This is a genomic window from Reticulibacter mediterranei, from assembly GCF_016587455.1.
In genome coordinates, this window is sequence record NZ_BNJK01000001.1 from 17,935 (window position 1) to 38,341 (window position 20,407).

The 20,407-nt window shown below is 52.8% G+C and carries 14 protein-coding genes and 2 pseudogenes; 9 read left to right on the top strand and 7 right to left on the bottom strand.

The window, feature by feature from the left end; all coding sequences use genetic code 11:
- Nucleotides 1-71: 71 nt before the first annotated feature.
- From K3T83_RS00090 to K3T83_RS00110, 5 genes and pseudogenes are all read left to right on the top strand, one after another.
- Nucleotides 72-387: pseudogene (locus tag K3T83_RS00090) on the top strand (IS6 family transposase); the annotation flags it as partial.
- A 192-nt stretch (nt 388-579) separates the two neighbouring features.
- Nucleotides 580-1,902: a PQQ-binding-like beta-propeller repeat protein gene (locus K3T83_RS00095; protein ID WP_220200986.1), complete on the top strand. Its 1,323-nt coding sequence runs from the start codon at nt 580-582 to the stop codon at nt 1,900-1,902.
- 91 nt (nt 1,903-1,993) lie between these two features.
- Nucleotides 1,994-2,342, top strand: a pseudogene (locus K3T83_RS00100) (IS6 family transposase); the annotation flags it as partial.
- A gap of 350 nt (nt 2,343-2,692) precedes the next feature.
- Nucleotides 2,693-3,334, top strand: coding sequence for a hypothetical protein (locus tag K3T83_RS00105; protein ID WP_220200987.1), 642 nt, complete (start codon nt 2,693-2,695; stop codon nt 3,332-3,334).
- 240 nt (nt 3,335-3,574) lie between these two features.
- Nucleotides 3,575-4,990 carry a hypothetical protein gene (locus tag K3T83_RS00110; protein ID WP_220200988.1) on the top strand — a complete coding sequence of 472 codons (1,416 nt, stop codon included), beginning with the start codon at nt 3,575-3,577 and terminating at the stop codon, nt 4,988-4,990.
- Between the two features lie 433 nt (nt 4,991-5,423).
- Here the strand turns inward: K3T83_RS00110 and K3T83_RS00115 are convergent, their stop codons facing one another.
- Nucleotides 5,424-6,683, bottom strand: a complete 1,260-nt coding sequence (locus K3T83_RS00115) for a beta-ketoacyl-[acyl-carrier-protein] synthase family protein (RefSeq protein WP_220200989.1) — start codon at nt 6,681-6,683, stop codon at nt 5,424-5,426.
- Nucleotides 6,684-6,845: 162 nt separating this feature from the next.
- Between K3T83_RS00115 and K3T83_RS00120 the strand changes: the two genes are divergently transcribed.
- Complete coding sequence (locus K3T83_RS00120) at nt 6,846-7,901, top strand: hypothetical protein (RefSeq protein ID WP_220200990.1); 1,056 nt, start codon at nt 6,846-6,848, stop codon at nt 7,899-7,901.
- A 599-nt stretch (nt 7,902-8,500) separates the two neighbouring features.
- Here the strand turns inward: K3T83_RS00120 and K3T83_RS00125 are convergent.
- The 6 genes from K3T83_RS00125 to K3T83_RS00150 form a co-directional block, all read right to left on the bottom strand.
- Nucleotides 8,501-10,027 (bottom strand): hypothetical protein, encoded by a 1,527-nt coding sequence (locus K3T83_RS00125; RefSeq protein WP_220200991.1) that lies wholly within the window; start codon nt 10,025-10,027, stop codon nt 8,501-8,503.
- A gap of 5 nt (nt 10,028-10,032) precedes the next feature.
- Nucleotides 10,033-10,578, bottom strand: a complete 546-nt coding sequence (locus K3T83_RS00130) for an RNA polymerase sigma factor (protein WP_220200992.1) — start codon at nt 10,576-10,578, stop codon at nt 10,033-10,035.
- A gap of 807 nt (nt 10,579-11,385) precedes the next feature.
- Nucleotides 11,386-11,685: a transposase gene (locus K3T83_RS00135; protein WP_220200993.1), complete on the bottom strand. Its 300-nt coding sequence runs from the start codon at nt 11,683-11,685 to the stop codon at nt 11,386-11,388.
- A 42-nt stretch (nt 11,686-11,727) separates the two neighbouring features.
- A complete protein-coding gene (locus K3T83_RS00140) occupies nt 11,728-13,554 on the bottom strand; it encodes a reverse transcriptase/maturase family protein (protein ID WP_220208132.1) in 1,827 nt (608 codons plus the stop codon).
- A 392-nt stretch (nt 13,555-13,946) separates the two neighbouring features.
- Entirely contained in the window at nt 13,947-14,603 is a 657-nt protein-coding gene (locus K3T83_RS00145) for an IS110 family transposase (protein ID WP_308441705.1), read from the bottom strand.
- Nucleotides 14,604-14,632: 29 nt separating this feature from the next.
- Complete coding sequence (locus K3T83_RS00150; RefSeq protein ID WP_220200995.1) at nt 14,633-14,938, bottom strand: hypothetical protein; 306 nt, start codon at nt 14,936-14,938, stop codon at nt 14,633-14,635.
- A gap of 562 nt (nt 14,939-15,500) precedes the next feature.
- Between K3T83_RS00150 and K3T83_RS00155 the strand changes: the two genes are divergently transcribed.
- The 3 genes from K3T83_RS00155 to K3T83_RS00165 all read left to right on the top strand — a co-directional run bounded on the left by K3T83_RS00155 (nt 15,501) and on the right by K3T83_RS00165 (nt 20,254).
- Nucleotides 15,501-18,212: a winged helix-turn-helix domain-containing protein gene (locus K3T83_RS00155; protein WP_220200996.1), complete on the top strand. Its 2,712-nt coding sequence runs from the start codon at nt 15,501-15,503 to the stop codon at nt 18,210-18,212.
- 217 nt (nt 18,213-18,429) lie between these two features.
- Nucleotides 18,430-18,636, top strand: coding sequence for a DUF8691 family protein (locus tag K3T83_RS00160; RefSeq protein WP_220200997.1), 207 nt, complete (start codon nt 18,430-18,432; stop codon nt 18,634-18,636).
- Between the two features lie 22 nt (nt 18,637-18,658).
- On the top strand, nt 18,659-20,254 hold the full coding sequence (locus K3T83_RS00165; RefSeq protein WP_220200998.1) for a nitrilase-related carbon-nitrogen hydrolase: 1,596 nt from the start codon (nt 18,659-18,661) through the stop codon (nt 20,252-20,254).
- The last annotated feature ends 153 nt before the right edge of the window (nt 20,255-20,407 follow it).

Here is a 20,407-nt window from a genome sequence, read left to right on the forward strand (position 1 = left end):
GAGCGCAAGAAGGTTGTGCTGCAAAAAGCTGATCCGTTAAAATCGAAAAAAGAAGAAAAAGAGAGCCCCTTATGACAGAACAGCATCCCTTCAAATGGCGTCACTTCCAGGCTGACATCATTCTCCTGTGTGTGCGTTGGTATCTTCGCTCTGCACTCAGTTCCCGCGAGTCTTCAAGAAATCATGCAGGAACGTGGACTCTCTGTCGATCATACGAGCATCTATCATTGGGTTCAACAGCATGCACCAGAAATTGAAAAGCGATGTCGTCCTCATTGAAAGTCCACGAGCGATTCGTGGCGGGTCGACGAAGCCTATGTGAAAGTGAAAAAGGAATGGGTCTACCTGTATCGAGCGGTTGATTCACACAGCCAGACGCTCGATTTCTTCTGCAAGGTGTGGAAAAAGGAGATGTGAGAGGGCAGGTCTCACTGATCGCCACACAGTTTGGAGAGTGGCAGTCTAAGAAAGGTTGAGAGGACCGCTCATGCTCAACATGGCCCTTCCTATTTCTTGTAACACAACCAGGATTTCTGCCTCGATAGACCAGAACATTTTCAACTGCAAGGAGTGAGATATATGCCATCAAATGGAACACCAACAAAGAAAAAGCGTACCTGGCACTGGCTGCTTCCCTTCCTGTCCATTTTCTTGGGTATCAGCCTCTTTTTGTGTTTTTGTACCTATTCTGGGCGGCTTGGCCCGTTCTGTGCCCTGGCTCTCTCTGCTCCCCCTCCTCCCTTCGGAGTCATTACTGATGGCAGAACGGTGTATCTCTATGGAGGACCAACAGAGCTTCTTTCTGCCAGAGAGGCAGCAACAGGGAACTTGCTTTGGGAGAAAAAGGGCTTAGCAAACACGCTGGTGGTTCACCATGGGGTGATCTATGCCCAAACGGGAGATCTCAAGCGCCTGACGGCTCTGCAAGCCAGGGACGGGAAAACGTTGTGGACCAGTTCACAGGCCATAGCCTCTCCTCCTTCTGCTCCCTACAGCCTGGCCCATTCTCCGGTGGTGGTGGGTGAGACGATTTATGGGAAATTTGGTGAGGAGCTTGGCGCAGTGCGCACCAGCGATGGCACACTCCTCTGGAAAACTCCTATTGCTGCTTCCTCCTCCTGGTGGCTCAGGGCTGTCGATGCAGGGCATGTTTATGTCACAGAAGCTCTCAGCCACAATCAGGTTCAAGTGAGGAGCCTGCGGGCCAGTGATGGACGGCTGCTCTGGAGACACGAGCAGCAAACGCTTCCCGACGCTTGGCCTCCAGATGGAATGCTTCAAATCACTCCTGTGGGTGGTCTCCTTCTGCTACAATCACCCACCTCATTGGTTGTGCTCGAGACACAGTCGGGCAAACCACGATGGACGTTCTCCGCTCACTCGGGGCAGACTTTTTCTGAGAAGTCCATCGTCGCTCGTGATACGGTCTACCTTGCCACCTTCCAGGAAGATGGAGGAGCTACCATCTCTGCTCTACGCCTTCAGAATGGAAAGCCGCAATGGAAGTTTCACGCATTCCCACAGGGCATCAATGCTCTCCTGTTCGCAGAGGGGCGCCTCTACATTGAGTCAGAGGCGCTGTATGCCCTTCGGACCGCCGATGGTAGCGTTGTCTGGAAAAATCCTCAGGTGCAATTTGGGACGATGCTTTTCGCTCGGGGCACCATCTATGGTGATGGGACTACTCTCTCAGCCGTCTCGGCAAGCACTGGAAGGCTCATTTGGAAGAGTGAGAGTGCGGCGGCAGGAGGTCTCGTAGCTATTGATGAGAGCAAAATCTACCTCTCTACTCAAGGCAGGTATTATTGTGATGAGTCCTCTTGGGATCTTCGTGTCTATGCATTGCGCACCACTGATGGGAGCCAGGCCTGGCTCTACCGCAACATCCACCCATATGACTGATAGGTTCTGTCAGAATTCAGAGAAGGGCTTGTCGTAGCGATGGTTTGCAAGGTATGCTGAGGACAACGACTGATCTGAGAGGGAGAGATACATGAACTGCCCACATTGTGCCTCAGCCAGCAGCAAAGAACAAACCCAGAAGACCACGCTCGGCTATCGCGTATTCCGTTGCTCTGCTTGCAAGCATCTCTTCAACGAACGAACAGACACGCCGTTCAACTTCCTGGAATATCCTACCGATGTCATCCTTCTGGTTGTCCGTCTTCCGGCTTCGTTACACATTGAGCCTGCGAGATCTCGCTGAGATGTTTCTCGAGCGCGGCTTTGTTTTCACGCAAGAGGCAGTCCGAGACTGGGAAGCACGGTTTGCGCCATTCCTCACCGATCAGTTACGAGCAAAGCGACGTGGACGAGGAGGAAAGTGGCCAGTTTCATGGTGGGATGTACACCTGGTGACAGCCAGCGTAGCGCTCCCCCATGGAGACGAAATAAAAAGAACCTGCAATGTCACAGGTAAACTGTGACAGGCTTCCCTTATAATGAGAAAGCTAGATCATTTCTATTTTGCCAACGGAGGGACGCCTTCATCCTGTTTCCCTCAGAGAACGTTTCGTCTGGTTGCCTCGTTTTTGAACAGCGTGAGAGTCAGCCGCGAACAGTTATGCGGGAAAGCTTGCCACGCTTGCATCTAAACCACCGTAATACCGCGTCTTTTTATTCTGAGAAGCGGGAAAAGTATCCTGAGAAACGTCACGAATTTTTACTAGGAAGGAAAGAGAGGAAAGTTCCTATGAAAACGATGGAAGGAGCTTCGTGCTTCAAGCGGCGTCTCACACTCGGCTTTGTCATCAAGATTCTGACAATTGTTGCCTGCTCACTGATGATGTTTTTTATGGCACCATCAGTGACGCAGGCGAATAAGAATGATGATACGCAAGCTTGCGTCGCGTCCAGTACCGTCTTTTGTATCGCGCCAGAGCAGCCACAGAACAATCCAGACAACAATTCTGCTTGCGGCACCGGGCAGCAATACTATACAGGAAATGATGGTGTTGCAAATATCGCCTGGACCAATACCTATGGGAATCTCCATTGCTTGACCGTTACCTGGGATCTGAGTACCTATGCCCACGGCGCTGTCGGCCCTCTTACTACTGGCTCGTGTGATGCCTCGATGTATGTCCCTATTCATCATGCCACGGCGAAGCTTATCTATGGCCTGGTTATCAATGGTCAAAGAACCGGAAATATCTTTGGGGGTGCCATCGATCAAGGTCAATATAGCGATGGGGCCTTTGTGGTTATAGGCCATCTGAATCTGCACCCAGGTGATAATGTAGGCGTCGTCCTTGAGGACGATATCGGGGGTATGTATAGTGCGCAAATGGGATGGGGTACAGATGCGTCTCACTCACTGAAGTTGACTTGCTAGGGAATTTGGCCGAAGGTTCAGACGAAGCAGGTCCAATGATTGGAAATCAGGCCGAATCGCGCGGACAAAGCAGAAATCATTACCATATATAATGAGGCGAGTGACTTATAACAACAAGACGACGTCTCGGCAAACTGTCCCCTCGTCTCCCTACTGAGCTATTCTTTCGACTATTATGCTTGCCTGGATGCTTCTTTCTCTCTGTTCTCTCTTAAAAAAACACAGAAAAGGAAACTTTGTATGAGGAAATGGTTCAAGTCTAAACTTCTGGTCATGCTCCTACCAGTGCTGGCGGCGCTGATGGTTCTGCCCTTCAGTAGCACGGCGTATGCCGCTCAGGGCATTGCTGCTCAGGGACAAGCCAAATTCTATGACAATATGGATGTGCAGCCCCACTTTCAGGTGGATGCTACCAGCAATCTCTATGTGCATGGAGATTATAGTTGTCCCGAAGGGGTCAATCCTGCTGCTTCCGTTGATCTCTGGGTGATTCGTGAGCCTGGTGGTCAGCTCGCGGCCTCCGCCTCTCTCCCCTCTTGCGATCATAGTGTTCGCCCCTATACCCTTAACGGTGGCGGTGCCAATCCTGGCTTCTATCACCTCTGGGTGAATTGTCATACTGGCGGGTGTGGACATAATGTCACCGTCAACTATGTGGTTGAAGGCAATCTGCCTGCTGCTGCTCCCCCACAGCAACCTCCTGCTGTTCCTGCTCCCCCACAGCAACCTCCTGCTGTTCCTGCTCCCCCACAGCAACCTCCTGCTCCCCCACAGCAACCTCCCTCTAATGGTGGCACTACTGCTATCCCTCTCTATCGCTTGTGGAATCCAAACACTGGTCATCATTTCTATACCACATCCGCCAGCGAACGCGACGCTGCACTGAGCAAGGATACAATTCGCGAAGGAGTTGCCGCCTACGTCTTTAGCAGCCAAGTAGCAAACAGTACGCGATTATATCGCTTGTGGAATAAAACAACTGGTGATCACCTCCATACCACAGACCAGAACGAAAGCGAACAGGCAACGCTCAAGGGTTACGCAATCGAAGGGAATCTCATCTATGTCTTTAGCAGCCAAGTAGCAAACAGTACGCGATTATATCGCTTGTGGAATAAAACAACTGGTGATCACTTCTATACCACAGACCAGAACGAAAGCGAACAGGCAACGCTCAAGGGTTACGCAATCGAAGGGAATCTCATCTATGTGTATCCCACGCCAGCAAACAGTACGCCATTATATCACTTAGCGAATAAAATAACTGGCGATCACTTCTATACCACATCCGCCAGCGAACGCGACGCTGCAAAGGGCAAGGGCTACTATATAGACGAAGGGATTGCCGCCTACGTCTTTAACAGCCAAATAGCAAACAGTACGCGATTATATCGCTTGTGGAATAAAACAACTGGTGATCACCTCTATACCACATCCGACTACGAACGCAGCAATGCAATGAATGGCGGTTATACAGACGAAGGGGTTGCCTGCTATGTGTATCCCACGCAAGTAAACAATAGCGTGCCATTATATCGCTTGTGGAACAAAGATTATCACTTCTATACCACATCCGACTACGAACGCAAGCGGGCAACCACGAATGTCGGCGGCTATACATACGAAGGGCCTGCCGCCTACGTGCTGCCTGCGTAGAGCTACCGTTGTCTTTCCCTTCAAATCCAGCTATCCTGGCCAGGATAGCTGGGGTCTATGAAAAATTGTAGGCAAGCAAAGAAAAAGAGGGTATCCTCATCTGTAGAAAATCCAACGAAGGAACAGAAAGGAACCCTGCCAGTGAAAACGAACGAGAGCCTGAAAGCGCTGCTTCTCTAAGAGGTGGAAGCAGAGATCCAGTGTCAAGTATCCGAAATTTTGGATCTCCCGCAGAAATAGTGCTCAGCCATTGACATGTTCTGCCATGAAATGTGCCCTGAAGAGGAACATACGTGTATTCCTCTTCAGATACGGCTTGCTCATAAGGACCGCCCTTCGTTCCCTTCTTACGAGAGTTCCGCGTTCATTATTCGTATTGTTGAGCACCATTTCTGCGGGAGAACCATCAAACCGGGGGAAGATCAACGAGAGATCATTGCTCAGGTTTGCTTATCAGCAGATTGCCATGCATTCCTCCTAATCCACTGGCAAAGATCAGCGCATGGTGGAGAGGAGATGTGGCGCGTTTCCCGATGCTCGCCTTCTCAGAAGAAGAGCGTACGTCATCAATGGAAGGAAGCATCTGGCGATCACAGACCAACGCTGCAATGGCGACATCGGTTGCTGTGGCAGCCCCTTGCAAGTGGCCCAGGATCGTCTTAGGCATGAGCATGGGAAGAGGACGGTCAAAAATCTTCTTGACAGCAGCCTCTTCTGCGCTATCCTCTTCTGGCAGAGCGGGACCGGCAGGCAAGAGGAGATCAACAGCTTCCGGGTGAATATCGGCCTGTGCTAAACACGCACGAATGGCCCGTATACGTCCCATTTCTGGCTGTTTGCTTGCTTCACCGAGAGGAGACGGGTCTGTGCCTCTCCTCCATCCACGAATCTCAGCCAGGATAGGAACTCCTCGCTGCTTGGCATGCTTGCGCTCTTCCAGGACAAGAAAGGTACTCCCTTCGCCAATCAGCATCCGGGAGTGGTGGTGAGCTGAGAGGTGAGTGGCCTGAGCTGCGTTCTCGCGCTGAGTCGTTGGTTGCAACATATGAGCCGAGTGATACGCCGCCCATACCAGAGGGGTGAGTGGAGCTTCCGTTCCACCAGCAATGACGATCTCTGCATCTCCCCGCTCTATCGCTTTGGCCCCTTCTATCAGCGCATGCGCACCACTGGCCCGTTCAGAGACAAATGTGCGCATGCGTCCTTGCACTCCAAAGAAGATGCTGATGTGCCCTTGAGGACCAGCCGGGAAGCTCGCCGTCATGCCATACCGATTCAGTGTCTCCACTCCTTGTGTCCACATCTTTTGCATTTCGCGCTCGGCATAGGTCCATCCTGCTGCGATGGAGGCGACGGTGAGGGAGACACGTTCTGGGGAGACTGGCGAGCTTTCTGCTCGAAAATCGCCTGGCAGCTTCGCCATATCAAGAGCATCAAGCACAGCAACTAAGGCCATTTGAGAGCAGCGATCCGTTTGTTCGAGCAGCGAGTCCGTCAGCACACGTGGCTCACTGAAGACAGGCACCTGACCAGCTACCTGACAGGCAAAGCCGGATGGATCAAAATACGTTTCCGGGTCAATGGGAGCAAGGTAGCTGTGACCGGAAGAGATGCCTTTCCAGAGGGCATCCGTTCCTCTTCCCGCCGGGGTTAGTGTTCCAATTCCGGTGATAGCAACGCTTCGTTGACTCATACAGACCTCTCTGCTTTTTGCATGACTAACGTGGCGTGGGTGCCAGAAAATCCACTAGTGATTATGCATTGACCCTCTTCTTCTCTTTGTCTTTCTGCCTTCTTCATGAGATGGCACCTCTCTCTAGCAGTGAAAAATATGTTTCAATACAGAGGTTCAAGTATGAATAACATGCCCACTTTTCCTGGGGAGGTTTCACAAGAAGAGCCACAAGCCGCTTCTTCTTTCCCTTCCCGGGAAATGAGCGACGAAGGGATCGCTCGACTGCTTCACGTGTGGTATCGGATGACCTCCCCTCCCGAGCCAGGGGAGTCGGCATCGTTTGAAGAGCGGGAGGTATTTCGTCGTGGACGAACTGGCAGTCAGATTAGTATTGTCCTGTTCATTCTGGTCTTCATTTCCTATCCGGCGGCCTTTGCTGGATCGAACTCGTTGCTGGCGATGATCCTGACTATCGATCTCTTTATCCTCGCATTGGCACTGTTCCTCAATCGCCTGGGAAGATGCAATCTGGCGGGAATCCTGGTGGTCCTTGCGTTCACTGCAAGCCCTACTGTCAATATTATCACGACTCCAGGGGGAGTGAACACGAGCGCTCTCCCTATTTTTGGCCTTCTGGTGTTTCCATTAATGTGCGCGGTTTCCTTTCTGCCGTCATGGTGGGTGTTTGTGATTGCTACGGGAAATTGCCTTTTTGCATTCTCTGTCTTGAGGTTTTTGCCGAGTTCAGGAGAGTTACACGAAGTCCTCAAAGTCGCCTTTCCTGGTATCGTCACTCCAATTGTGCTCAGCCAGGTCATTGTCTCACTAGTGGCTTTTCTGTGGGTGCATGGAGCAACACAAGCGCTGCTTCGAGCAGAGCGTGCCGAAGAGATTGCCAAACTCGAACATGATTTGGTGCTCCAGAATGCAGAAACGGTTGCGGAACAAAAGCAGCAGTTAGATCTGAGCATTCAAAGTATTGTGGAAACCCATGCACGCGTGGCAAATGGAGACTTCAATGCACGTGTTCCTCTGACCCAAGAGAATGCACTGTGGCAGATCTCAGGCTCTCTTAATAACTTGCTGTCTCGTCTCCAGCGCTTGCGGCAAGAAGCCGAAGAGATACAACGCATGCAAATAGCGCTGAAAGAGGCAAGAGAAGAGGTTGCTCTGTTGAGACGACTTGTTGGCAAGGAAGCTCCCTCAAACGAAGCAGGTTGGAACCGTGTCGAGTAACACAGACGCGCTGTCTCTCGCATTGCTATGCCATTGGGTAGGTCATGTTCTCGGCATTGAGAGGAGGCGTGCATGGTTGTTTCTCCTCGTTGTGTCCATAAACAGCTTTCTATCATTTCATGGGCGTAATGAACGAGGTGTCTATCGAGATGGGTCGTATCGTTGCCCCACAGTGGTCTTGGCCCATGTTCGTGGAGTGGCCTGCCCGACGCAGGGGGCGCACGAGACAGGATAGCTCGTGGTGGACACTGGCACAGGAGGTCACTCCAGAAAAAAACAGCAGGAAGAGCACAGAGAGCGCAAAGCGATCATCACGAAGCAAGGGGAATGCTGAGAATGGTTCCCTAGCACTGAGCACATGCTCTCGACTCGTCCCCAGCCCTCGTGCGCGACTTCCACCTGCTGCAAGCACGTAGTGAGAAGTAGTCTGTCTTGGTGAGAAGTGCTCTTGCTCACTATGGAGATGGTGTTTTCATGAGGGAGAGGTCTATCTAATCAAATCCGGGTCACCGTATCAATATGGGAAAAACCTATGGTAAGCCTTACCATAGGTTTTTCCCATATTGATACGGTGACCCGATGTTAAGATTGACACGAGGTTAGGCCACCAAGCACACTTTTACGACTGCCTTCGATGAAGATGGCTGTCCCTGTGCTCCTGTTTGTGGTGATTCGTCGACAAACGCAATGTATTTGCCGTTGGGCGACCACGTGAGCGGACTGGGCATCGTTTGATATGCTCGATAGGTATACACGGTTTTGCCGCTAGACATGTCCACGATGTTGATCCCTTTCTTCGACCATTGTGAGTAAGCCAGATAGTGACCATCGGGGGACCAAGCCAAAGGCCCATTTCCTGTGGCTGGATAGCTCTTGATCAGTTTTCCGGTCACTACATCCCAGATCTCAAGCGCTTGCGTGCTCGGGTTGAGAAAGGTCAGAGAGTCGTGACCCGGTTGGAATGCCAGCGAGATGTTGCTGCCCAAACCTATTGGCTTCTGGAAGATGATTTGATGAGTTGCAAGCTTCCAAACTCGGATCAGCGTTGGTTGGGGTGCAGCATTGCCTGGCTCCGTAAAGAACGTTGTGGCCGCCAGATAGTGACCATCATCGGACCAAGCCAGTTCAGTTGGTACATAATTCCCGTCGATTGGGAAGGTAAAAGCGGGTGTCATGGTCTGGGCGTTGATCACCTGAATGCTCCCAGAAGCACCTGCGCTCACTGCTCCCGCGATCAAGCGACCATCAGGCGACCAGGTAATAGCTCTGAATCCCGTCCCACCGCTCGCTGGTTTCAACGCTGACAAGTATGTACCAGTACTCGTCCTTTGCATGATCGCTGTAGTGGCTTGATGGGTCCGGACGATCTTCCCTGTTTGGCTATCGACGAGCAGCAGCCCAGTAAAGGACCCGATCGCAATGAGTTTGCCTGTGGGTGACCAGGCCAAACTATAGGCCTGATCGCCAGCGAGATTGACATTGATCAGGTGTCCACCAGTGGTCGCATCCCAGATCTGCACCTTTTCAAATGCAGAGGATATCACGCGCTGGCCATCCGGGGACCAGGCCAGCGCGGTGAAACCATTCTGGGTAGCAGGTGACGTGTAGACCGTTTTCCCCGAAGAAGCACCAGGGATAACCAATGGAGGGGTCGGTGTAGGAGATGGCGGTGGTGCTGCCGTCTGATCACTCGATCCGGTCAATGTGTCATGGTGCAGGAATTTCGGCATAGCCAGAAAACTTCCCACCAGCGCTATCAGTAATACCGCAACCAGGAGGCTCAACCCTCTCCAATTGCTAACATATTGCTTTTTCATACGATATAGACTTCCTTGCTCTCTATTCCGTTGCTGCTCCTGTCTCTCTTGCTTCATAGGATGTATTGGCGTTCTGGCTTGTTGATTTTGACGATGAGCCACGCTGGCGAGCAAACGCTTCTCGACCCGCTGCAATTGTTGCTGATGCTTCTGGTACTCATGATCATGCATCTGCTGCACATCCCGAATCACGCGGGCGCTCGGGTCTAAGAGGAGATGGGGCGACTCCAAAGGGTGCTTGCTGGCTGTCATCTCTTCAATTGACTCATCGACACGCTGAGGAGAAAGAGGATCAAAGTAATCGGACATCGGTTTTATGCTTCCTCCTCTTCGTGTTCATAGATATTGCGTAATAGTTTCAGTGCACGTGATAATATCACACGTACCGCTCCCTCGCTTTTGTGCAAGACCGTCGCGATTTCTGCGCTTTTCAGCCCATGGGCGAAGCGCAGCCGCACGACTTCTTGCTGGATCGTCGGCAAGCGCCGCATGTGGGCCTGCAATCGCTGATATTCTTCGCCACGCAGCGTCAGGGTCTCTGGCGTGGCGACATCCTGCTCATACTGTTCTTCCACCACGTGCTCCAACGAGATACCCCGCCGATGCACCTGTTTGCGCAAATGATCCACTGCTTTGTTGTGGGCCACCCGCCAGAGCCAAGCTTCCTGCATACTCCCGCTTAATTGCGCAAAACCCGGACGCTCCAGCGCTGCCAGAAACACTTCCAGGAGCAAATCCTCCGTGTCCTCTGGCGCATGAGCATGCCGATTCAGATAGGCAAAAAGTGCAGGCGCATGTCGCTGATAGATCGCTGTGAGATACGCCTGCTCATGTATCACAGGCACGTTCTCTTGCCGCATGTTTTCCTCATAGCCTTCTTTGAGATCTCACTTCTAACATCGTATGAGGTCGATCTTTGTTACAAAGAGGAAGTACCTTCATTGGGTCACTGGATCTGATGAGATATCTCCTTTAGGAATGCAAACGCGATCCTCTCTTTCTCTCTTCAATGTACAAGATAGTGATGGAACAAGCTATATGAGGAGCGGCTTTCAAGGAAACGTAGGCATCAGTGTTCAAGATTGAGGGCAATGTTTCACGTTTGGGATCTGTTTCACTCTTGGTGAGAAAAGCGACTCAGTTTCTGCGACGGACAAATGAGTTTTCATAGGAGGCTTTACCTGCCGTGCTACAAGGCATGGAGAACGCGTTGACGAAGGAGAGGGGAAGCCAGCCCTGCCGTAGCCCATCCTTTTGATGAGCTTCAAATTGCATCGCTGTGGTCTTGGCCCCTGTTCATGCAGTGGCCTGCGTTCGACGCGAGGCGAGCGCGAGGTAGGGTGGCTCGTGGTGGACGCCGACACAAGCCGTCACTCCAGAAAAACAGCAGGAAGAGCAGAAAGGTGAAAAACGATTATCACAAAGGAAGAGGAATGCCTACCGCTGGAAGATCACGCAAGAGATTGCTGAAGCGTGGAGCGACAGATTTAGAAATTTTCTCAATTTGTCCGGTTTCGCCTCACCATGGTGTAAATTCATCTGAAAACTGCCAGCGAGAAAGACAAATTGCCCTCCTAGAGCCAGCTCGCGCTCGCTAAAAGAAGAGGTGTTCAGGTGCTTGTGGCTCTCTTAGGCCGCAGGAGGGGTCACCTGGTAGCCCAGACGTCTCAGCCGCTGGACGAGGTGCCTCTCTCGTGAGAGGGTTGGTCAGTGGTCATCATGTGATAAAAGATGACCAGGATACTGTGCCCAACCGCCACAGCGGCTCGTTTGGCTCCCCGTCGTTTGCTCAAGCGTCGGTACTGCTCTCCTAGATACGTCTGGGTCCGAGCCGTCGTATGTGCCGCCTGAACCAGTGCAGTCTTGACATAAGGATTGGCATGACGCGTCCGACCGCTCGGGCGCTTGCCTGCACTCTCCTTCTGTCCTGGGCAGTCGGGTAGCCAGCCGACGAGGTGGTTTTGCAACTCCTTTTCCGTCTGGCCCCCGCCGAACGGAGCGTGCGACTTTCACTGCACTCCGCTCTCCAGTGATGCTTTTCGTGACTGTGGTTTTCTTTCCCCTCGATGAATGCTGTCATGACAGCAGGCACAAACCACCAGCGTTTTGCGCCTTCTTTGAGCCATTTTCTGGACCCATCGAGGCTTCTCTTTCCGTCCTTTCTCTTTCAGGTCGGCGAGCTTGCGGATATGATGCACTTCTATGTTTGTCTTTGACCCACAGAGTTCGCATGTCTCCGCGAGCAGTCGTTTGACGAGGTCATTGGGTTCATGACCTCGCTTTTGAGAGAAGTCTGGGTCAAGATCGGCGAGAATTGCTCTTTCTTGTCTTCTCAGCGGAATGCCTCCGAACTGCGCTACCAGTGGTTTCTTTCCGTTTGCTCGCTCGACAACCACCTGTAGGCAAGACAATGTTCCGTAGGGCGTCTCCGTTGTCGCCCGATATTTCTCAGACATGGCTTTCAGGCTACTCCGATGTTTGCGTGCCAGCGTCCTCAACAGTGAGGCTTGCATAGCCCAATGTAGCTTGTGAAGCCAGCAGACATTGATTGCCAACAGGTAATACTCTACGAGGCCACGATATTCAGCATGATAGCGATTGATGATGGTGAATTCATCATCTTGGATCAGCTCATTACGATGTGCAGGCACTCCTTTGTGCATGTATTTGGCACACCGCGAGGTGATGACATCAGCAGGAACTCGTAATCCCATTTTGCCATTGACAGTCCGATGTCCCGATTTCGGGTGGTGTTTGTCGTTGGCGCGTTGGGCGACAATTTCATAGCCAAGGAAGCGAGCTGCGTCTGAGCTAGCATTGGTAATCAGCGTCTTTTCGATAGAGAGGGTGAGCTTGAGATTATCCCTGAGCCAATTCGCTATCTTTTCCCTGATTTCCTCGGCTTCTGCCCGGTTGCCAATGAACCCGAAAAGCGTATCATCGGCGTAACGAACGTACTTCAGACGCCGAAAGTCAGGATCTTGTGGGTCTCTTGAGGGGAGGCGCTGAACTTGTGTCCAGAGCTTTCGTGCCTCTTTTCGTTTCCCCGCACGTTTCCTGCGTTTGGCTTGTGCCCGAAGTCGCTCGTATTCTGGGTTGAAACGTCTTTCGGTTCCGCGTGTGTATTCTGGGATGAGCATTTGCTCGACATACCTATCAAACTTGTCCAGATAGATATTTGAAAGAATTGGAGAAACCACCCCACCCTGTGGGCTTCCAGAGAGGGTTCGATGAAATTTCCACTCTTCCAGATATCCGGCTTTGAGTAGGTTGGATATCAATCTCAGAAAACGATTGTCCTTGAGTTTCTCTCCCAGTATGGCGACTAACACCGTATGATCGATGGTGTCGAAATATTGGGAGATATCGCCCTCGATAAACCATTTCGTTCCGCTCCAGTCGTCTCGTATGGCCGTGAGAGCTGTATGACATCCTCGCCCAGATCGGAAGCCGTGTGAATGGGGGCTGAACTGCGGTTCGTAATATGCCTCTAGTATGAGGCGTATGACTTCCTGCAACAGTTTGTCGCTCCAGGTGGGCAAACCCAATCCGCGGAGTTTGCCGTTCTTTTTGGCGATGTAGGTTCGTCGAACTGGCGTCCAGCGATAACGTTCATGACGGAGATCGTCTATGAGTTTCTCAATTTTCGCCATCGACATCCCATCCACGGTCTCAGGGGTTGAGCCGGGGGTCATCGCACCTGTATTCGCGTACAGGCGTCCGTAGGCCATCAGGTACAGTCCTGGATTGTAGAGTTGTCGATAAATGTCTTCCAGCGGCAATCCTTGTTTCCCACGTTCATGAATGATACTGAGCACAGTTACGGCTGATCGCATCTCGCGTACCTCCCTGTTTTCACTATCGCGTATCACCTGTTCCCCTTCGCCGTGTAGCAGGCTTTCCCTACCGCTGACTACTATGGGAACTCCGTTATCATAGGTGTCTCCACCCTTAGACAATCCTGTATTCCGTCGCTTGAATACGTGCGAGCACAACGTAGGTGGTCCACTCATTCCCTTCAAGGGACTCGCTGTCTCTCATCTCGCCCCACGAAAGGTAGGGTGTCGGAATGTGATTTCACCCTATGAGGCGACATCGCTCTTAGACGCTGTAGCGGTGGGTGTGGGCATACACCGATTGGGAATTAGACTTCGAGCAGTCTAGCTCTCACCATATTGTGCGGGTCTTGCGGGACTCATCCCTAAGCGTCTTCGGTCTTCTCCCGCTTTCAGTGGCATGCTACTGTCCCCCACGATCTTTCGATGTGAGGTAAGCCATTGACCCAAGAACCTCCTTTCGAGTTCTTCCTGGCTGTACCAGGGATATTCAAGCGCGTGATACAGCGCACCATTCCTGACCAAGAGGCGAGGCGAGCGGCATCAGGAAACCGAGAAAGATTGAGCCCGACTTCTGCACACAACAGGTGCAAGGTATGCCGACTGACCCCCGTAATCTGTTCCAAGCGCGCAAGCTTCTCCTCCTCTGGGCGCAGTCGCTGCTCGATTTCCTGCTCCACGTGTTTGATGGAGCGCTCTAACCCTTCCAGTAGACTCAGCAGTTCACAGAGCAGAAACTGATGATGGGGGCGCAGGTCTCCGGTGAGCGCCTCAACAAGCTGTACATGCTTGTGAGCGACACTTTTCTGTACCAATAAGGCCAAGCGCTCTGGATCTCGTTCTCCCGCGCAGAGAGCCTGCAAGATCGCTCTTCCTGAGACTCCCATCACATGACTGAGCACTCCAGAGAGCTTGATGCCCCCCTGCTGGAGCACTTTGAGGATGCGATTGATCAGTTGCGTGCGATCCCGGATGAGGTGGACCCGCAACCGTGTCAAGTCTCGCAGGTCCTGTTGGGACTGATCTGGCACAAAACTGGGCTTGAGCAGCCCAAGACGCGCGCAAGTCGGCTAACCAGTCAGCGCCTTGTACATCCGTTTTGTGTCCCGGCACTTGACGCGTACTGGGCCGTATTCACCAACACCAGCTCGAAATAGCCCGCCAGTCGATCATAGACGGGACGCCACAGCACACCTGTACTCTCCATGCCGACGTGGATGCAGCCTTCTTCCAGGAGCCACGTCCTCATGGTTACCAACTCTCTGGTCACGCTACGAAAGGTGCGAATCTCCTTGCGCCGCTGGCCAGCTTCGACTATCGAAAGACATGCCACCATGTTGCGATGCACATCCAGCCCCGAGCCTCGAGGATAGAGGACTTCCATGATGTTCTCTCCTTTCGGCAAGGTTTGAGGAACAATCAATCCTTGGTGAAGATTGGCAGGAGGTGTCTGTTGATAACCAGTTTCATCTGCGTGCTCGTGCGGCAATAGTTGGTGATTCGGCCAGACACCTGGGTACATCTTTGGAAGAGCAAGCTCTCAGGCATTACATTTACACACGTCCTCTCGCTGCCTCTCTTCTCCCCCACAGTCTACCTCGTTTTCATACCAGGTGGTGCGCCCAAGGGCGCATGATGTCTTTGGGAATTATCCGGTTCTCCGTCATCTTGTGTGCAGGATGAGCTTATGAGAACTTTCTCTCTTTCGCCGTCCGCTTCCAGAGCAGATCCGTTTTTTTCAGCATACTGTTGATGAGATTTTTGCACAGAAGATGACGGAGAACCATTTCATGGGAGGAATTTTGCACATTGTGTGGGAGATGCAGTATACTTGAACAGGTTCGGGTAGGACTTAGTAGAAGAACTCTTGTTGGTTGAGTTCTAGGAGAAATCTTTCTTGAAAGCGAGAAAAGAGGCTGATCATCCCAGCGGAGAAGAGAGAAAGGATGTGTACTATACCTGAGCCGCAAGTGCTGATCACCAAGTTTACTATCCCACCAGTTCGGGCCTCGCTGCTGCACCGCGAACACCTCATTGAGCGTCTCAATCAGAGCCAGCAGGTTCCCCTGGTCTTGCTCTCTGCCTCTGCTGGCTTTGGCAAAACGACGCTCCTTTCTGCCTGGGCTAGCCAGAGGGCTAACTCTATCGCCTGGCTGACGCTTGATGAACAGGATAACGATCCGACGCACTTCTGGATTGCTGTCATTGCAGCATTGCGCACTCGCCTTCCCCAGGTTGGTGAGGCGGCATTCGCTCTGCTGCACTCACTACAGCCCGCAGCGCTAACTACGGTTCTGACCGTGCTTCTCAACGACTTGGCCGCGCTATCAGAGGGAATGACACTCATTCTGGATGACTATCATGTAATCGAAGAGCCAACGATCCACTCCTCGTTCGTATTCTTGCTTGATCACCTGCCAGGCACACTTCACGTGGTGCTCTCCAGTCGTGTTGATCCTCCGATTGTCTTATCGCGGTGGCGTGCACGTGGACAGATGATCGAGATCCGCGACAACGATCTGCGTTTGAGTGAGCAAGAGACGGCCAGCTTTCTGAGGCGAACAATGGGGCTACATCTGGAAGAGGAAGATGCGATAAAGCTCTGGAGCCGTACCGAGGGCTGGATCGCGAGTCTGCAACTGGCTGCCCTCTCGCTCTCCAGGAATACTGACCCTTCCACCTCTGTGAAGAGGTTTGGTGGGAGCCACCGCTTCATTCTGGACTACGTTCAGGAAGAGATCCTGGCACGTCAGCCGCCTGCCATCCAGCAATTTCTCCTCCAGACGGCAATGCTCTCCCAGATGAATGCCTCCTTATGTCAGGCGGTGACAGGAGAGCAGGACAGCCAGGAGTTGCTAGAAGCTTTGGAGCGGGCCAATCTCTTTCTGGTCCCGCTCGACGAAGAACGGCAGTGGTATCGCTTTCACCATCTCTTCCGAGAGGCCCTGTTCTCTCGCTTGCTGGCTCGCCAGCCCAGGCTGGTTCCCCTCTTACATCGACGAGCCGCCATCTGGTATGAAGCATGCGGTCTCTTGCGCGAGGCGACTCCTCATGCGCTCGAATCTGAGGACGAGGCTCTGGCAGCCGACCTGATTGAGCGCTTTATGGATACAGAGAGTTGGCGCAACGAGTATCACACGCTGCGCCGTTGGTTAGCTCGCCTTTCCAGGGAGATGCTGCAAGCCCGCCCTGGACTGAGTTTCATGTATGCATTGGCGATGGTCTTTACCTCGCGGCGGGGACCGCAGACACTCTCCCTGGTGGAGGAACCCCTACGCTGGGCGGAACAGGGATATCGGACTGCAAACAACCAGACTGGAGTAGGCTCCGTGCTGAGTGAACGTGCATTGCTCATCGGCTTCCAGGGGGATTATCCTCGGTCAATCGCCTACGCTCGGCAAGCGCTTTCCTTGTTGCCCAAGCACGATCACCAATGGCGCTCACATTGTCTTGGCCTGCTCGGAATAGAGGCATTCCTGGCTGGTCAACTTGCTCAGGCTCGGCAGCTTTTCCAGCAGAGTCTTGTCTGCTACGAAATCTCTGGATCGCTTCCCGGCATGGTGGCCGCCATAGGCTTGCAGGGCGAGGTGTGCTTTGGTCAAGGAGAACTCCGGCAGGCCGCCCACTATTATCATCAGGCACTTTCCCTTTTAGACGAACGACAGGAACTTATCCCGCTCCAATTGACCGTTGAGGCAGGGACCCGGGATATGTTCTACGAGCAACGGCCTCTCTACGGCCTGGCCAGTGTGTTCTACGAGCAGAATCATCTCACAGAGGCTCAGCGCTATCTCAATGAGGCGCTCTCCAGGGAGCAGTTTATGTGGCTCCATATCCTGACCGCCGGTTTATTATTACAGGTACGTCTCCGCTTGGCGTGTGGTGAGGAACAACAGGCACGAGAGCACTTGAGCGAACTCGCCGTAGCAAAGCAACGACCGGAGATCTACCGGGAGATCCATATGTGCCAGGCCTATCTCGCGTTCAGGGCCGGGGACCTGGTAGCTGTCGAGCAGTGGACAGCATCTTACGCCCAGGAAGCAGAGCCTCTTTCCCAATTCCGCCGAGAAGAGGAGATCTTGCTCCTCGCTCGCCTGCGCATTGCCAGGCATCAACCCGAGATCGCCCTTGACCTGCTCGCGCCCTGGAAACAGAAGGCTCGTTCCCAGGCACGCAAGCATAGCGAATTACAGATCCTGGCTCTTGAGGCCCTTGCCTATGAGGCCACGGGCACCCACCTACAGGCCAGGGAAGTCCTGCTTGAGGTGGTGACTCAGGCCAGCCGTGAGGGCTATCAACGGCTCTTTCTGGATGAAGGCAAGGTCATGGAAAGTCTGCTAAAAAGCCTGCTGCCACACGTACGAGAGCAGTCCCTTGCTTTTTATGTGCAGACTCTCTTGCATGCCTTCGATGGGACACCAGCCAGATCAGACGCTGTGCTCGCGATGAGGACCTCATCGCCATTTGAGTCACTGACTCCCCAGGAACAGCGTGTCCTCCGTCTGCTGGCCGAGGGGGCATCCAACCAGCAGATTGCTCATCAGCTTGTGATCTCGCTTGCCACAGCGAGGAAACATGTCTCCAATATCCTCTCAAAGCTCGGAACCGAGAATAGAACGCAAGCCGTTGCACGCGCGCGGGAGTACAAACTGCTCTAACTGCTCGGCGAAACCTGTTTGTAAGACAATACCGACGACCCAGGTTGGAGCGTGAATGCCTTGCCATTGAGCGTGGTATCTTTTTGTCTACTCCCATCTCCTTTCTCTTGTTCCCTCGAAATACTCCTCGATGGTATCCTTTTGTCCACTGTGTGCGAGGGGAGTCAGAGAGTATGCTTGTCTCATCGAAAGGACACTGAAGGGAGCAACACTGTCTATGAGGTACGAGATCCGTGTCAAAGGGCATCTTGATCCATCCTGGCGGGAATGGTTTGAGGGTTTACAGATTGTCCATGAGCACACAGATACCAGCTTACTGTCAGGCTCCATCAGCGACCAGGCAGCTCTCTATGGCATTCTTCTGAAAATGCGCCATCTGGGGCTGACGCTGCTCTCGCTCGAAGCGAAGGAGCAGTCTCAGTAGAAAAAGAAAGGTGAAATGAATCATGAAAAACCGTTTTCCTGCTCAGCAGAGAGAGCCTACTGATCGTCTTCGCTTCTTGTGGCTAGCGCTCGGTCTACTCTGCTGGCTCTTTGCGGCCAACGGACGCCTGGATGTTCCTCTGGCGGCCTGGCTTAGCCCGCTCTTTTTGCTGCGCTTTACGCGCACGATGCATCCGCTCAGCGGATTTCTCTGGGTCTGGCTTGCTGCTCTGATCGTAACCATTTTCTGGCTCTATGAGTCCAACTTCTATGACACGCTCCATCCTTTCTCTCTGATTAACCTGATCATACTCATGATTTTCCTGCTCTCTTTTACGCTGATGGTGGTCCCCTACCTGCTTGATCGGCTGCTCACACGAGGCGTGAGCTTCCTGGGTGTGCTACTGGCTAGCCTGATCTTCCCTTTAGGACAGGTCACCTGTGAATACCTCAGAACGCACCTTGTCCCCTATGGGTTTTTCTTTTCGCCCGCCTATACCCAGCATGGCAATCTCCCACTCATCCAGCTCGTTTCCATTACCGGGGTCTACGGCCTCAGTTTTCTGATGACCTGGTTTACTTCTGTCTCTAACGGGATCTGGGAGCAGCATTTTTCCTGGCCCGTTGTGCGCAAGACTGCTCTAATCTTCCTGAGTGTCCTGATGCTGGTCCTGCTCTTCGGCGGCGTCCGGCTTGCCTTCTCTGTTCCCTCCACTCAGACCATTCGGGTGGCTGGTGTCAGTGCGCAACGCGCCACCTACGAACAGGCCGGGAGTGTGGATGGTGGGACTGACCGAGCGCTGGCAAGCACCATCTTTACCACCGCCACCAATGAACTGCTGGATGCTTCCAGGCAAGAGGCGCGAGGTGGGTCGAAGATCATCGTCTGGCCCGAATTGGCAACATACACCTTCCCTGAAGATGAAGCAACGCTCATCGGAAGTGGACAGTCTCTGACTCGCACGGAGCACATCTACCTGGAGATGGCCTATGGCGTATATGAGCACGGGGAGACAATTGCAAATAGGGCCGTCCTCATCGATCCAGGGGGCGATGTGGCCTGGAAGTATGACAAGGCGCATCCTGGTATGACTTTGGCAACCGTCAAAGACGGACCTGGTATCGTGCCGACCGCAGAAACTTCCTACGGGCACCTCGCCAGCGTGATTTGTATCGATGCATGGTATCCTGATCTGATGCAGCAAGTCGGCAATAAGGATATCGATCTGATGCTCGTACCTGGCCTGGAATGGCCGGGAACCTACCTCTGGCCCTCCTATGATACCAGTTTCCGTGCCATCGAATATGGCTACTCGCTGATTCGACCAGCGGGCATGGATCTGGGCATGATCTTCGATTACCAGGGGCATGTACTGGCGTCAACCGATTATTACACCACCAATCAGCAAATTACGGTTGCGTATGTCCCGACGAAGGGAACCTGGACGATCTATGGGATGATCGGCGATCTCTTCACCTGGCTCTGCATTGCGAGCCTGATTGGACTCTCAGCATTGGTGGTGAGCCTCTCTTTGAGAAAACCAAAGAGTGCCCCGACACCAATGGATTCACCGTCAACGGGGAACGCAGAAGAGGAGCAGAAGGCGGGAAAGCTCTAAGCAGTTTATTCATCAGATGGGGCAGCACGGTAGAAAACCAGGGGCCATGCTGCTCCCCTTATGTATGAGGGAGTTGAGACTGCTGATGACGATATGCACTCTCCGCCTGGAATCTCCCGCCCAACTCATCGCTTCCTTTGGCTTCTCTTACGA